Annotated in this window: 10 protein-coding genes and 1 pseudogene; 4 read left to right on the top strand and 7 right to left on the bottom strand. The window is 54.5% G+C overall.

Going from position 1 to position 13,816, the window contains the following annotated elements:
• Positions 1-194 precede the first annotated feature (194 nt).
• Both ACRRUX_RS12175 and ACRRUX_RS12170 read right to left on the bottom strand, forming a co-directional pair.
• On the bottom strand, positions 195-2,411 hold the full coding sequence (locus ACRRUX_RS12175) for a heavy metal translocating P-type ATPase (RefSeq protein WP_432530701.1): 2,217 nt from the start codon (positions 2,409-2,411) through the stop codon (positions 195-197).
• A gap of 234 nt (positions 2,412-2,645) precedes the next feature.
• Positions 2,646-2,825: pseudogene (locus ACRRUX_RS12170) on the bottom strand (heavy-metal-associated domain-containing protein); the annotation flags it as partial.
• Positions 2,826-3,687: 862 nt separating this feature from the next.
• On the opposite strand from ACRRUX_RS12170, the gene cueR reads away from it, so the two are divergent.
• Complete coding sequence (cueR, locus tag ACRRUX_RS12165; protein WP_432530636.1) at positions 3,688-4,080, top strand: Cu(I)-responsive transcriptional regulator; 393 nt, start codon at positions 3,688-3,690, stop codon at positions 4,078-4,080.
• Here the strand turns inward: cueR and ACRRUX_RS12160 are convergent, their stop codons facing one another.
• Positions 4,081-4,275 carry a hypothetical protein gene (locus ACRRUX_RS12160; protein WP_432530699.1) on the bottom strand — a complete coding sequence of 65 codons (195 nt, stop codon included), beginning with the start codon at positions 4,273-4,275 and terminating at the stop codon, positions 4,081-4,083. It lies immediately after the preceding gene.
• Positions 4,276-4,819: 544 nt separating this feature from the next.
• Here ACRRUX_RS12160 and ACRRUX_RS12155 point away from each other — a divergent pair.
• The 3 genes from ACRRUX_RS12155 to ACRRUX_RS12145 all read left to right on the top strand — a co-directional run bounded on the left by ACRRUX_RS12155 (position 4,820) and on the right by ACRRUX_RS12145 (position 9,566).
• A complete protein-coding gene (locus tag ACRRUX_RS12155) occupies positions 4,820-7,159 on the top strand; it encodes an Orn/Lys/Arg decarboxylase N-terminal domain-containing protein (protein WP_432530634.1) in 2,340 nt (779 codons plus the stop codon).
• A 66-nt stretch (positions 7,160-7,225) separates the two neighbouring features.
• Positions 7,226-8,695 carry a basic amino acid/polyamine antiporter gene (locus ACRRUX_RS12150; RefSeq protein WP_432530632.1) on the top strand — a complete coding sequence of 490 codons (1,470 nt, stop codon included), beginning with the start codon at positions 7,226-7,228 and terminating at the stop codon, positions 8,693-8,695.
• A 460-nt stretch (positions 8,696-9,155) separates the two neighbouring features.
• Positions 9,156-9,566, top strand: coding sequence for a GFA family protein (locus ACRRUX_RS12145; RefSeq protein WP_432530630.1), 411 nt, complete (start codon positions 9,156-9,158; stop codon positions 9,564-9,566).
• Positions 9,567-10,017: 451 nt separating this feature from the next.
• Here the strand turns inward: ACRRUX_RS12145 and ACRRUX_RS12140 are convergent, their stop codons facing one another.
• The 4 genes from ACRRUX_RS12140 to ACRRUX_RS12125 form a co-directional block, all read right to left on the bottom strand.
• On the bottom strand, positions 10,018-10,785 hold the full coding sequence (locus tag ACRRUX_RS12140; protein WP_432530628.1) for an SDR family oxidoreductase: 768 nt from the start codon (positions 10,783-10,785) through the stop codon (positions 10,018-10,020).
• Between the two features lie 33 nt (positions 10,786-10,818).
• A complete protein-coding gene (gene mmsB / locus ACRRUX_RS12135) occupies positions 10,819-11,751 on the bottom strand; it encodes a 3-hydroxyisobutyrate dehydrogenase (RefSeq protein ID WP_432530626.1) in 933 nt (310 codons plus the stop codon).
• A gap of 74 nt (positions 11,752-11,825) precedes the next feature.
• Positions 11,826-12,935 (bottom strand): enoyl-CoA hydratase/isomerase family protein, encoded by a 1,110-nt coding sequence (locus ACRRUX_RS12130; protein WP_432530624.1) that lies wholly within the window; start codon positions 12,933-12,935, stop codon positions 11,826-11,828.
• A gap of 7 nt (positions 12,936-12,942) precedes the next feature.
• The gene (locus ACRRUX_RS12125) at positions 12,943-13,716 is read right to left on the bottom strand and encodes an enoyl-CoA hydratase (protein ID WP_432530622.1); all 774 of its coding nucleotides are present in this window, start codon (positions 13,714-13,716) and stop codon (positions 12,943-12,945) included.
• Positions 13,717-13,816: the final 100 nt, after the last annotated feature.

The following is a 13,816-nucleotide window of genomic DNA, read 5'->3' as shown; positions in this document are numbered from 1 at the left end:
TGTGAGTCAACTCACCCTTGATACATCATCGCCTGCTCAGTGACGAAAAATCAGAGCCAGATCACCAGTGAAAAATCGGCGAGAGTATAACAGAGCCTGAGCAGCAGAAAAGTTCCGGGGCAACAAAAAGCCAAAACCCGCCATCAATGGCGGGTTTTGGCATGGGTTAACGCAATCAATACCGGCAATTCAGTTCAGCGCAGTTTGACCACTTTCAGCCGGTTGGCGTTGGTGACCACAGTCAGGGAGGATAGCGCCATCGCCGCGCCAGCCACCACAGGACTGAGCAGAATGCCAGTTAGCGGGAACAGTACACCGGCCGCCACAGGAATACCCAGGGTATTGTAAATAAAGGCGCCAAACAGATTCTGTTTGATGTTGGCCATGGTGGCCCGGGACAGCGCCAGCGCATCACCCAGAGTCGTCAACTTATGGGACAGCAGGGTAAAGTCAGCGCTTTCAATGGCCACCTCAGTGCCACTGCCCATCGCAATGCCCACATCGGCGCTGACCAGTGCCGGCGCATCGTTAATACCATCACCGACCATGGCGACAATCCGCCCCTCAGATTTGAGTTTCAGCACCTGAGCCTGCTTTTCATCCGGCAGCACATTGGCGATCACCTCATCAATGCCCACCATGGCAGCTACTGCCCTGGCGGTTTTCTCATTGTCACCGGTCAGCATCACCACCCGGATCCCCTGTTTTTTGAGCACGGCTATCGCCTCGGCGGCATCTTCTTTGACCGGATCGCTGATGGCTATCATCCCGGCCAGCTGACCATTGAGCGCCACATAGACAGGGGTTTTCCCGGCACTGGCCCAATTTGCCAGCTGAGGTTCAACGCCCTCAAGGCCGGTGACACTCTGTTGCTGCATCAACTTGGCGTTACCAATGGCCCAACGCGCGCCGTTGATCTCGCCGGTAATGCCCCGCCCCTGATGATTGTCAAACTGCTCCGGTTCCTGCAGCGTTATCCCGGCCTCTTTGGCCCTGGCCACCATGGCGGATGCCAGCGGATGCTCCGAGTGTTGCTCGAGCGAGCCGATGGCCTGCAACAAAGCGGTTTCGTCAAGCGCCTCACCAATCACCTGGTTGAGCACAAGCATATCTGTCACCTGCGGCTTACCCAGGGTGACTGTGCCGGTTTTATCCAGCACCACAGTGTCTACTTTGGATGCGGTTTGCAGCGCTTCACCGTTCTTGACCAGCACGCCCATCTGCGCGGCGCGGCCCACTGACACCATGATAGACATGGGCGTTGCCAGCCCCAGCGCGCAGGGACAAGCGATAATCAGCACACTGGTGAGCACCACCAGCGCATGTGACAAGGCCGGTGCCGGACCTGCCAGATACCAAATCACACTGGACAGCAGCGCAATGACCACCACCACAGGCACGAAGTAAGCCGCAATCTTGTCGGTCAGGCGACCGATGGGCATTTTGGAGGTCTGCGCCTGCTGTACCAGCGAGATGATCTTCGCCAGTTTGGTGTCCCCCGCCAGCGCGGTGACCCGGTAAACCAGTACGCCATTGCCGTTGACCGTACCGGCACTCAGGCTGTCGCCGGAGTGTTTCATCACAGGCACAGGTTCGCCGGTCAGCATGGACTCATCCAGCGCCGAGGAGCCTGATTCCACGCTGCCATCCAGTGCCACTCTGGCTCCGGGCTTTAATCTCAGGCGATCACCAATACGCAGCGCACTGATTTCCACTTCCTCATCACCCTTTGCCGTCACCCGAATCGCCGTGGTGGACTGCATCCCAATCAGCTTTTGCACCGCTTCACTGGTTTTGCCCCGGGCCCGCAGCTCCAGCGCATGGCCAAGGTTAATCAGCCCCAGGATCATCACACTGGCCTCGAAGTACACATGACGGGTACTGGCCGGGAAGTACTGAGGGAACAACACCACCAGCATGGAGTAAAGCCAGGCCGTGGTGGTGCCCAGCACAATCAGGGTATCCATGTTGGAGCTGCCGACTTTCAGCGCCCGCCACATGCCCTGGTAAAAGTGCTTACCTGTGGTAACAAGCAAAATCCCGGTAATGACCCCCACTATACCCCAGCCAAGCTGCAGCGAGGGCGAGTTAATCATCATCTCACCACCGGCCAGTCCCCAGAGCATCAGTGGAATACCCAGCCCCAGGCCCAGCGCCGCTTCTATCATGCGCGTCCGGTACTCTTTTTTGTCGTTCAGCTGCTTTTGCGCTGCCGCCTCACGGGCATCGACCACCAACTCTGCCCGGTAACCGGCTGAAGCAATACGGGCAATGGCATCATCGGCAGACAAACTGCCGGCCACCTGTACCTGCTTATCTGCCAGATTGACCACGGCACTGCCATCATCAAAAGCCTTCTCGATTTTTGCCACGCAGGAGGCGCAGCTCATGTCCGGCACATAAAAGGTCATGGCATCGGCCAGCGCGCGGTTATCCGTTTGCGCTGGGCTTTTCTGCACTGGGCTTTTCTGCTCTGGCTCAGGGCTTGATTTACCTGGCTCAGGGCTGTTTGTATTTGGCTCAAGGCTGTTGTTCACCTGCGCCTGCTGACGCTCACTTGCCGTCTGCGAAGCGCTGGCAGTGTCAGCAGCACTTGTTGAGTGTCCGGCATTTGCCGGCAACAGGCTGGCAGGATATCCGGCGCTGTCAAAGGTTTCGAGCAAAGTGATATCGGCAAGTGTCGAGCGCACTGCAACAGTTTTGGCCGTCAGATCCACTGTCACCTCAACGGTACTGCCGGTATCGGTTGCCAGCGCTGCAAATGCTTTTTCAATACTGGCCTGACAGTGAGCGCAGGTCATATCCGGCACCGCAAAAATTCGCATCGCCGCAGCACTCTTGTCCGCGGAGACAGCCGCGTTCACCTCGGTGCCTTGCGGTATCGCTTCAGCCTTATCGTTTTCGACCGGTTCATAGCCTGCAATATATAAGCGCGCTTTGGCTTCACCCGGGCTTATCTCGCCATAAAGACGCAGGGATTTACCTTCCACCTCAGTTTCGGCTTCAATACCGGGCAACTTATCAAACAGCGCGCGAATACGACCGGCGCAGCCACCACAGCGCATATTACTGATGGTCAGAATTACCGAAGGCACGCGCTCTATGCACTCTATGGACTGGGTGCGCTGCGCACCGGCTGGCAGACCAATCTTGGGCACAACACTCTCAGGTACAGCAGGCTTAACCTGATCATGAGGCGCCAGCGCACCGCTCAGTTTGATGACAGGTGCAGCACCGGCCATGGCTGACACAGGGTTTAATACCAGCGATGCTGATGGCTTGCTTGTCGCAGCAGAACCCTTGCCAGTGTCCGCTTTACCTTCAGGGATATGCTCGCCATCGGCAGTCATGTGCTGCGCCTGATAACCGGCGTCATTCAAGCGTTCGGCAACCGCCTGACTGCTCAGGCCGCCTGTATAGGTGAGTGTTTTGGATGGCAAATCAAAGCTCAGTTTATCGGCTTCACTGGTAAACAGTGCGGTGATTTTACGGATACAACTGCCACAGTTCATATTGGCGATATGGAAAACCTGTCCCATGCTTTACTCCCCCGGCATCTGCCGGGCCATTGAACTTTAGATGGAGCAAGAGTAAAGTCTCCCCCAACTGGAGAGTCAAGCCTCTTTTTAAAGGGGTTTGCAGCCCGGCTCAAAAATACACTAACCCAATGGTTGAAAAGGGATCTGAATGAAAATCGGTGAAGTGGCCAAACGTACCGGTATGACCATCAAAAGCATCCGCTATTACCACGATATTGGCCTGATCACCGCCCAGCGGGGCGACAACGGCTATCGGGTCTATCGCGAGCAGGATATTGCGGCGCTGCAGTTCGTGCACCACTGCCGCGAGCTGGGATTTTCACTGGAAGATTGTCAGGCTTTGCTGTCACTGCGCAATGATCAGGCGCGCACTTCCGCCGAGGTAAAAAGACTGGCCATGGCACATCTGGCTGAAGTCGATACCAGGATCCGCAAACTCAACACTCTGAAAAAAGAGCTGAAAGCCCTGGTTGATGAATGCAGCGGAGATGAAAGTACAGAGTGCGCCATCATCAATGGGCTCAGCTGCAGCAATCATTAATCAACGTTTGAACTTTGCCAGCAGCCAGGCAAGCGCGCTGCGCTGCCCGGCGTCCGACAGCCCGAAAAAGATGCAAATCCAGGGACTGAGCAGAAAAAACCAGGGAATCCCCGAAGTATCCCGCCCACTGAAAAACAGATAAAGAAAGCCGCCGTAAATCACCGCAACTCCCGCAATACCCACCACCAGCAACATACGGCGGGTCCATTTCTCCAGGCTATCAGCAAAGGACAAACTCAATTCTCCCCTATTTTTTGGTCGCGCCAATTGTGACAGAAAAGCCCCAGATTGCGTAACTGATTTGTGACTGTGTATTCTCAATGATGCTGCTATCGTTGTTCGCTGCACTATTTATTGGGCCGGCAATTGATTCAGCAAGAGCTAAAGTTATATTTGCATTAATCCTGAACTACTCACCAATCAACACCCCCGGGTAACATTCTCCCCTGCCCTTTGGAATAATAGTTAAACATTGACACTAATTAATTATTCGCCCACTACCTATTTTTATTTAGAGGACTATGCTCAATGCTGTTGTGTACTTAACTGTACCAACAGGCATTAACTATTGATGTATTATCCAGTTCAATGGCGGATTAATCGTGGCAAAATGATATCACTGAATATCCTGCATTTTATTTTTGATTTCTGATTCAGTGTATAGTTTTCATTTTTAACCATAGTGTGGTGCTGTCTGTCATTGATATCGAGTCAAAGATAACCCTTTGCTATGGAATAAATGATGAAAGCCAACCGTAATATTTTATTTGTTGCCAATGAGCACATGCATGAAGATGATGGTCTGGCGTTGACGACTTTGCAGCAATTGTGCGACGCAACGCAGGCCCTCGGGTTTCAAAATCATTACGCCAGATCCATTGAGGATGGTTTGCAGAAAATCACCGGCAGCCATCACTACAGTGCACTGCTGTTACTGTGGGATGAGCAGCAAACCACAATGCCATCTCAGTCTATCTCGTTATTAACCCAGATTCGTCAGCGCAATCCACAATTACCGATATTTTTGATTGCTGAGCAGGATGTTGTTAATCAATTACCGCTGGACGTTATTCAGCAAGTCAAAGAATACATATATCTCTATTCTGAAACCCCGGCATTTACCGCCAACCGTATCAATACTGCGGTGCAGCAATATTACCAGCAATTATTGCCAGTATATTTTAAAACGCTGAAAGAGTTTACTGAAGCCGGTGATTATTATTGGGACTGCCCGGGACATATGGGTGGTATGGCTTATACCAAACATCCTGTCGGCGCGGAATTCCTGAATTTCTACGGTGAAAATATGTTGCGCTCCGATATTGGGGTCGCCACCGGTGAAATGGGGGATTATCTCGAACATACCGGTGTTCCCTATCTGTCGGAACAAAAGGCGGCGAAATTATTTGGTGCCAAATGGACATTTTATTGTGTTGGCGGGTCTTCCGCATCCAACCGGATTGTTTCCCAGGGCGCCGTGGGCGCAGATGAAATCACATTGGTGGACCGAAACTGTCACAAATCATTGAATCACGGACTTACACTCTGCAGAGCACGTCCGGTTTACCTGCAGCCAACCCGAAACGGTTACGGCATGATTGGCCCCATCCCCAACAGACGTATGACTCCCGAAGCCGTTCAGGCGCTGCTGGATGCCAGTCCGCTGGTCAAGGATGCCAGTCATCCCAAACCCACTTATGCAGTGGTCACCAACTGCACCTATGATGGTTTTTGTTATAACGCCGGACAGGTCGCCAGCAATCTGGGACAAAGTGTACCCAGACTGCATTTTGACGAAGCCTGGTACGCCTATGCCAAATTCCATCCCCTGTATCAGGGCCGCTATGCCATGGGAATAGAGGACGATCAGCCAGATCGTCCAACTCTGTTTGCCGTGCAATCCACCCACAAGATGCTGCCTTCACTGTCCATGGCATCGATGATCCACGTCAAACCCTCTGCCCGCGCGCCGGTCAACTATGAGGACTTCAACGACGCCTTTATGATGCACGGCACCACATCTCCCTTCTATCCCATCATCGCCTCCATGGATGTGGCCGTTGCCATGATGGAGGGCGATTCCGGTCGCTCTTTGATGCAGGAATCGCTGGATGATGCCATCGAGTTTCGTAAAGCCGTGGTCAGGATAAAGCGTCAGTTTGCCGCTCAGGATACCGTTCCAAACTGGTTCTTTGATGTACTGCAGCCCACTCAGGTGACCGACCCCAACACAGGTGAAACCTTTGATTTTGAACAGGCTCCGGCGGCGCTGCTCAGCGCTTCTCCGGCATGCTGGCAACTGCTTGCCGACGATGAGTGGCACGGTTTTGCCAGGGAGGATATTGAAGATACCGACTGTATGCTGGATCCGGTGAAAGTCACCATTACCTGTCCGGGGGTCACGCCAGCCGGTGAACATCAGTCTCAGGGTATCCCCGGCTATGTGGTGGCCAAGTTCCTCGACTCCCGCCACACCGAGATTGCCCGCACCGGCGACTACACGCTGCTGATCCTGTTTTCCGTCGGCACCACCCGCGGTAAGTGGGGCACGCTGGTAGAAAGTCTGGCCGAGTTCAAACGACTTTATGACTCGGGTGTTGCGGCATGTGAAGCCATTCCGTCACTGCGCGATGCCTCCCCCATCTACCGGAACCTGAGCCTGAAAGAACTGTGTGATTTGATGCACAGGCAAATGAGTGAGCTGAAATTGCTGGAACATCTGGCAGCAGCCGTCAACACAGTGCCACAGCCAGTCATGTCACCCGCTGAGGCTTACCAGAAAGTCGTCAGATACCAGACTGAGTCGATTCCCGTCAGTCACTTCGGCGGACGTATCGCCGCCAGCATGCTGGTGCCATACCCTCCCGGAATTCCTGTGCTGATGCCCGGTGAACGCGTTGCCAGCGACAATGCCGCGATTGTCAGCTACCTGCTGGCACTGCAAAGTTTCGATCGCCAGTTCCCTGGATTTGAGCATGAAATTCACGGCGTCAAAGTCGATGACCAGGGCAACTATCACGTCCGGGCCATCATTGAAGATCAACAATCCTGCCAGCCCCAGACTGAGTGCAGGCCTTAGCACCATCCGGGCCTGCAGCCTGCCTGACAGGCCCGCTTGTTACCTGACGGAACAACGAGGTACACCATGTCACAAGAAGACTCCTCCAAAGGAACATCCAACGGCAAATTAGGCATGCTGGCGCTTGTCGCCATCGTGGTTGGCTCGATGCTGGGCGGCGGTGTATACAGCCTGCCGCAGAATATGGCACAGCATTCTGCCATCGGACCTGTGATTATCGCCTGGCTCATTACCGGCTTTGGCGTTTACTTTATTGCCAATACTTTCAGGATATTGTCTGACACCCGTCCGGATCTGCAGGCCGGCATCTACATGTACGCCAGTGAAGGGTTCGGTCCCTTTGTCGGCTTTAATGTTGCCTGGGGTTATTGGTTGATGACCTCATTCGGTAACGTGGCTTTTGCCGTTATCCTGATGGATTCGATGAACTATTTCATGCCCGGAGTGTTCACCGGCGGCAATAACCTCACCTCGGTTATCTGCGGCTCAATTCTGATCTGGGGCTATAACTTCCTGGTGCTGTCCGGCGTCAAGGTTGTCGGCTTTGTCAACACGCTGGGAACCATAGGCAAACTGGTGCCGCTGGTCATCTTCACCTTTGTGGTCGGCGCTGCGCTGAACTATCACCAACTGACCACTGACATCTGGGGACAGGTGCATACCGCCACCCAGGCACCGCTGGGGGGACTGGGTGGGCAGATTATGTCGCCCATGATCGTCGCCCTGTGGGCCTTTATCGGTGTGGAAGGCGCAGTGGTGCTCTCCGGCCGGGCTAAAAACAAACAGGATGTGGGTAAAGCGACGCTTATCGGCTTTTTGATTGCCCTGCTGTTTTATATTCTGCTCTCTATTCTGCCTTTCGGGCTGGCGCCGCAACATGTGCTGGCAAACATTCCCAATCCATCCACTGCGGGTGTGCTGGAAATGGTCGTTGGCCACTGGGGCTCCTGGCTGATGAACATTGGGCTTATCATCTCGGTACTGGCCGGGTGGCTGGCCTGGACATTGCTGTGCGCAGAGATCCCTTTTGTGGCAGCGCAGCATGGTACCTTCCCCAAAGAGTTTGCCATCACCAACAGCAAAGATGCCGCCTCCGTTTCGCTCTGGGTCAGCAGCTTTGTTATGCAGGCCGCCATGTTGCTGGTTTACTTTGCCAACAATGCCTGGAATACCATGCTCAGTATCACCACGGTAATGGTACTGCCGGCGTACCTGACCAGTACCCTGTTTCTGTGCAAAATGTGTCTTAACGGGAAATTCGATCAATATGCCCCGCAAGGCCGCAAAATGGCGCTGCTGAGCGGTATCATTGGCTTTATTTTCTGTCTGTTCATGTTCTATGCCGGTGGCATGCAATATGTGGTGATGATCCCACTGCTGCTGACTCTTGGTTTACCTGTGTATATCTGGTCCAGAAAAGAGCTGAAAAATGGTAAGCCACTGTTTTGTCGAAAAGAGCTGTTGTACCTGGCAATACTGCTGGTGCTGGACGTGCTGGCGCTGGCACTGTTTTACACAGATACCATCAAACTTTAACGGCGCCATCCTCAACGTAAGCGGCATGCCATCGATAAGGACATAGTCGATAGCCCCACTTCAGGTACAGCAACATTCAGCAGGAGCGTTCTGACCCTGTCGGTCCGGCGCTCCTTTGCTGTTGCCTCCAAATCACGGGCAACAGCTCGCTATCGTCCCAAACAATCACCACAAGTCACGCCCCCTGGGGGAATGGCCCGGGTCCAAACGACCCGAATGAGAATCCGCGCAGCTAAAGCTCAACGCTCAAAGAAGATTCACACCACCTGTTTTTACGGCTAGTTTGAGCTGCAGGGTTGCAAAAAATCTTGTTGTAAAAAACGTTGACCGAAAAGGTTGGTAAAAAGGCAGGTATAAAAAGCAAGCTCAGCTGGTTGATAGCCATGACTCAGGGATATCTGCACAGGCTAACGCAACCTGCGTACCTTCGCCTTTGAGCAACATCATTAAAGGAGCCGATATGACGCTGACTCTGACCGAAGTAGACGGTGTTATCATTCAGCCGCGCCATCAGGCCAGCTGCCATTGTGGTGCGGTGCAGTTTGAGCTTCAATTGCCCGTGGGACTTGTCGATGTGCGCCGATGTGACTGCTCGCTTTGCCGGCGCAGAGGCGCGATTGTCGCGTCGGTTCCACTTGCTGCCATCCGCATCCTCAGAGGGGCCGACAGCCTGAGGCTTTACCAGTTCAACACCAAAACCGCGAAACATTATTTCTGTGGCCACTGCGGTATCTATACCCATCACCAACGGCGCTCAAATCCACAACAATATGGTTTTAATGTGGCCTGCCTTGAAGGAATTAATCCACTGAAAATCAGCAATATACCAACTTACAATGGTGTAGAGCACCCAGCCGACCAAGTTAAATAGTGCCCAAAACCTATCAACGGAGCACTGACGTTGCGAGCATTGAACGACGCGGCGGTGTACTCGCGCATCATTGCGGCATTTACGTCAGTGCCGAAAGCGTCCATTACGCGGATCTAAACCGTTGATAAACCGCACGCCCCACTCAGGTCTGCCTCAGATAAACACATCAGCGGTCATCCGCAGAAGTCAACGCGAACACTTCAGTTTTCAAAATACCATTTCCGCCAAAGAGGCGGTTTGCAGAGACAAAAATGCCCGGATATTCCGGGCATTTTCAATTCAACTGGCAAGCTTTTATCGCTTCGCGCATCCACAACTTTCAGCTAACTTGCAGGTGCAGATTTTTTCTGCCAGCAAGGCGCTGGCGACCTATGTTTAGCAACGCTACATGAGGAGCCGGCAACACAGTGAGCGGGAAAGAGATGCCCTGCCTCGCTTTTAAGCACAAAACTTAGAGACGGATGCCGCCATCAACTTCCAGAACCCGTCCATTGATGTAGTCATTTTCTACCGCAAACATCACGGTTTTGGCCACTTCCACAGGCTTGCCCAGACGCCCAACCGGCACCATCTGCTCCAAACGCGCCAGTGCTTCTGGCTTCATGCCAGCGGTCATTTCGGTTTCAATTACACCGGGCGCTACCGCCACACTGCGAATGCCGTAGCGCGCCAGTTCTTTGGCCCAGCCCACAGACATGGCAGCAACCCCGGCCTTGGAGGCAGCATAGTTGCTCTGCCCCATGTTACCGGCACGGGCCAGACTGGAGATATTGATGATGATGCCCTGCTGAGCTGAGTTGATCATGGCTGCCGCCGCTTCACGGCCGCACAGGAAGCTGCCGGTCAGATTGACATTGATCACCGACTGAAACTGCGCCAGCGACATGCGGTCGGTAACTTCACCGTCTTTGGCTTTCAGCAGCATACCGTCACGCAGAATACCGGCATTGTTGACCAGCACATTGACCTGCCCCAGGTCTTCCAGAATGTACTGAAAACCGGCCACCACGTCCTCTTCGTCGGTGATATCCAGCGCATAGCCCTGCACCTCGGTGTGAGGATGGCTGGCACCCAGATCAGCACAGGCGTTTTCCAGCTTGTCCTGATCCACATCGATAAGCGCCAGACGCGCACCGGCTGCGGCAAATTCCTGGGCCATGGCCAGACCCAATCCGCCTGCGCCACCTGTGATGACGACTACCTTATCTTTCAAATCCATCCGCTTATCCTCAATTCTTGTACGTAATTCGGTTTATTCGTCGTTGGCAGGCACCGCAAACTGCTCAAAAATACTGGAGAAATCCCGCTTGCCGTGGCCGCTCCGGGCATGGCTGACATACAGGCTGCGGGCCAGTGCCCCCATGGGCGTGCTGGATTGGCTGGCCAGTGAGGCATCCATCGCCAATCCCAGATCCTTGACCATCAGATCCACCATAAAGCCGCCCTGATACCCTTTTGAGGATGGCACATTGTCCATCACCCCGGGACAGGGATTATATTTATCCAGCGTCCAATTACCACCACTGCTGACCTTCATGATGTCGGATAACACCTTGGGATCCAAACCATTATCTATACCAAGGGACAAAGCTTCACTGGTGCCAACCATGAGCACAGACAGCAGCATGTTATTGCAGATTTTGGCAATCTGGCCGGCGCCCGCGCCACCGGCGTGGAATATATTGGCGCCCATCGCCTCAAGCACAGTTTGTGCCCGGGCAAAGGCAGAGTCACTGCCACCACAGATAAAGGTCAGGGTTCCGGCTGCCGCGCCTGCTGTGCCGCCGGATACCGGCGCATCGATAAACTCCAGCCCCTTTTCGGCCGCGGCCGCAGCCACTGCGCGAGCACTTTGGGCATCAATGGTGGAGCAGTCAATCAGCAAAGTATCTTTACCAACCACATCCAGCAGGCCCTTGTTACTGCCATCGCCACTGCTGTCAGCGCTGTTGTCACCAAGATAGAGACCACGCACATGTTTGCCCGCCGGCAACATGGTAATCACCACATCAGCCCCGGCCGCGGCGCCGCAGGCAGTATTGGCACTGAGACCACCAACGTCGGTCAGTGCCTTGAGCGCCGCCGGATTCAGGTCAAACCCTGTCACTGTCATGCCAGCCTTAACCAGATTGGCCGCCATCGGGCCGCCCATATTACCCAAACCAATAAATGCTACCGTGGCCATTGGGGTTCTCCTTTGTCTGTGTGTTGGGCCGCAAGGCCGTATTCCATTCCGTTGATCATTACCATGCGAAGCGGTTAAAGCCCACGCAGTGGATGACTGTTCGCATCCCAGGGCGAGCGGGTCAGTTTGCCAAGAGCAGCGTCAGTGACCTCGTCCAGGGTGGCAAACTGCCAGCGGGGATTTTTATCCTTATCCAGCAGCAGCGCCCTGACGCCTTCACAGAAATCCCCATAGGCGCAGCAATTGACGCTCCAGCCAAGCTCTGTACGAAAACACTCGGCCAGACTCATCTGTGCGCCCAGTTGCATCTGCGCGTCAATCAGCCTCCAGCTGAGCGGGCTGCCAGCCAGAAAGGTGCTGCGGGCCCGCTTGAGCCAACTGTCATCAGTCTCAAGCAGACTCAGCCTGGTGTGAATATCCGCTATGCTGCCAGCCATCAATGCATCGATGCGATGCTGATTAGCGTGCAACTGACTGCCGGTTTGCAGCGCACTGTCAGCAAACCGCCCCAGCACAGCGGTCAAGAGTTCGCGGTTGTCTGAAGCCTCATCCTGCCAGTGCACTTCTGCCAGCGCATCCCACAGTGGCTCTTTGTTATCTCGGTCAATGGCCACATCCGCCAGTCCCACATACAGAGCATCGGCAGCATTCATGTTGTAACCGGTCAGCCCCAGAAACAGGCCGGTTTTGCCTGGCATGCGATTGAGAAAATAACTGCCGCCCACATCCGGATACAGGCCAATGGTGACCTCAGGCATGGCGATACGCGAAGTCTGGGTTACGACACGGTGACTGGCGCCAGCCATCAGCCCCAGACCGCCGCCCATGACGATGCCATCGCCCCAAACCAGCACAGGTTTGCCCAGCTCATGGATGAGATAGTCGAGCTGATATTCCTCGGTAAAAAAGGTCGCTGCCGCTGGCGATATCTCGCCGGGTGACGCCAGTGACGCCTGGGTAATGGCGCGTACATCGCCACCGGCACAAAACGCCTTGTCGCCGGCGCCATCAAGCACCACGCAGGCAATTTCATCCTGCAGTTGCCAGGCTTTGAGCTGCAGGGTCAGCAGCCGCACCATATCGAGATCCAGCGCGTTGAGCGCCTGTTCCACATTCAGGGTAGCTACACCTATCTGCTTGCCGCCCTCACATCCCAGGGTTTGAAAGACTACTTTACCCATCATGCTTACCTCAGCAGTTTTTCCATTGTGGCTTGCGCTTCTCCAGGAAGGCATTGACGCCTTCGGCCTGATCTTCAGTATCGAACAGACCGATGAACAGTTCACGCTCCAGCGGCAACGCCTGAGTACGCGGCATGGCGCGTCCGGCCTGAATAAGCTGCTTGCACACGGCGACACTGGATGGACTCTGACTGGCCACTTTGGCGGCAAGCTCAATGGCGGTTTCCAGCGCCAGGCCGGTATCGACCACCTCTTCCACCAGCCCGATGCGTTCAGCCTTGTCCGCCTTGATACGTTCACCACAAAGGATCATGCGCTTGGCCCAGCCTTCGCCCACCAGCGCCGTCAGATTCTGAGTGCCACCGGCGCAGGGCAGCAGGCCCACAGTGGCTTCCGGCAGTGCCATCTGCGCCTGCGTCTCGGCAATACGGATATCACAGGCCAGCGCCACTTCCAGCCCGCCGCCCATGGCATAACCGTTGATGGCGGCAATCGACACACCCCGAAAAGCACTTAAGGTTTCAAAGGCTTCGCCAAAGGCCATCGCCATGGTGGCGGCATTGCCCTTGTCACCGTCGGCAAACAGTTTGAGATCGGCACCGGCGGAAAAAAACTTGTCGCCTTCACCGGTCAGCACCAGCGCATAGATTTCAGGGTCGGCATCCAGCTCGAGAATTTTGTTTCTCAGGTTGTACAGGCCCTGCTGAGTCCAGGTATTGGCCGGTGAATTGCTGATGGTCAAAATGGCCGTGTGGCCTTCAATGCGTTCAATCAATTGGGTCATGCTTACTTCCTTAAATGCTGCTTGCGTCCTTAAATTCGGGCATTGCCACGGGGGCGAGTCTATTTACAGAGACCAACCTGAGCCGTCACGCGGCTCCGGC

Origin of the sequence: Shewanella sp. GXUN23E (assembly GCF_050865035.1) — a bacterium.
In the GTDB taxonomy this organism is placed as follows: Bacteria; Pseudomonadota; Gammaproteobacteria; order Enterobacterales; family Shewanellaceae; genus Shewanella.
The sequence above is the reverse complement of the archived record's forward strand: the minus strand, read 5'-3'. Positions and strand labels throughout refer to the sequence as shown.

Excerpts from the sequence above, each read along its gene's own strand:
- ACRRUX_RS12175 (WP_432530701.1), bottom strand. The coding sequence starts at position 2,411 with ATGACCTTTTATGTGCCGGACATGAGCTGCGCCTCCTGCGTGGCAAAA.
- cueR (WP_432530636.1), top strand. The coding sequence starts at position 3,688 with ATGAAAATCGGTGAAGTGGCCAAACGTACCGGTATGACCATCAAAAGC.
- ACRRUX_RS12160 (WP_432530699.1), bottom strand. The coding sequence starts at position 4,275 with ATGTTGCTGGTGGTGGGTATTGCGGGAGTTGCGGTGATTTACGGCGGC.
- ACRRUX_RS12155 (WP_432530634.1), top strand. The coding sequence starts at position 4,820 with ATGATGAAAGCCAACCGTAATATTTTATTTGTTGCCAATGAGCACATG.
- ACRRUX_RS12150 (WP_432530632.1), top strand. The coding sequence starts at position 7,226 with ATGTCACAAGAAGACTCCTCCAAAGGAACATCCAACGGCAAATTAGGC.
- ACRRUX_RS12145 (WP_432530630.1), top strand. The coding sequence starts at position 9,156 with ATGACGCTGACTCTGACCGAAGTAGACGGTGTTATCATTCAGCCGCGC.
- ACRRUX_RS12140 (WP_432530628.1), bottom strand. The coding sequence starts at position 10,785 with ATGGATTTGAAAGATAAGGTAGTCGTCATCACAGGTGGCGCAGGCGGA.
- mmsB (WP_432530626.1), bottom strand. The coding sequence starts at position 11,751 with ATGGCCACGGTAGCATTTATTGGTTTGGGTAATATGGGCGGCCCGATG.
- ACRRUX_RS12130 (WP_432530624.1), bottom strand. The coding sequence starts at position 12,935 with ATGATGGGTAAAGTAGTCTTTCAAACCCTGGGATGTGAGGGCGGCAAG.
- ACRRUX_RS12125 (WP_432530622.1), bottom strand. The coding sequence starts at position 13,716 with ATGACCCAATTGATTGAACGCATTGAAGGCCACACGGCCATTTTGACC.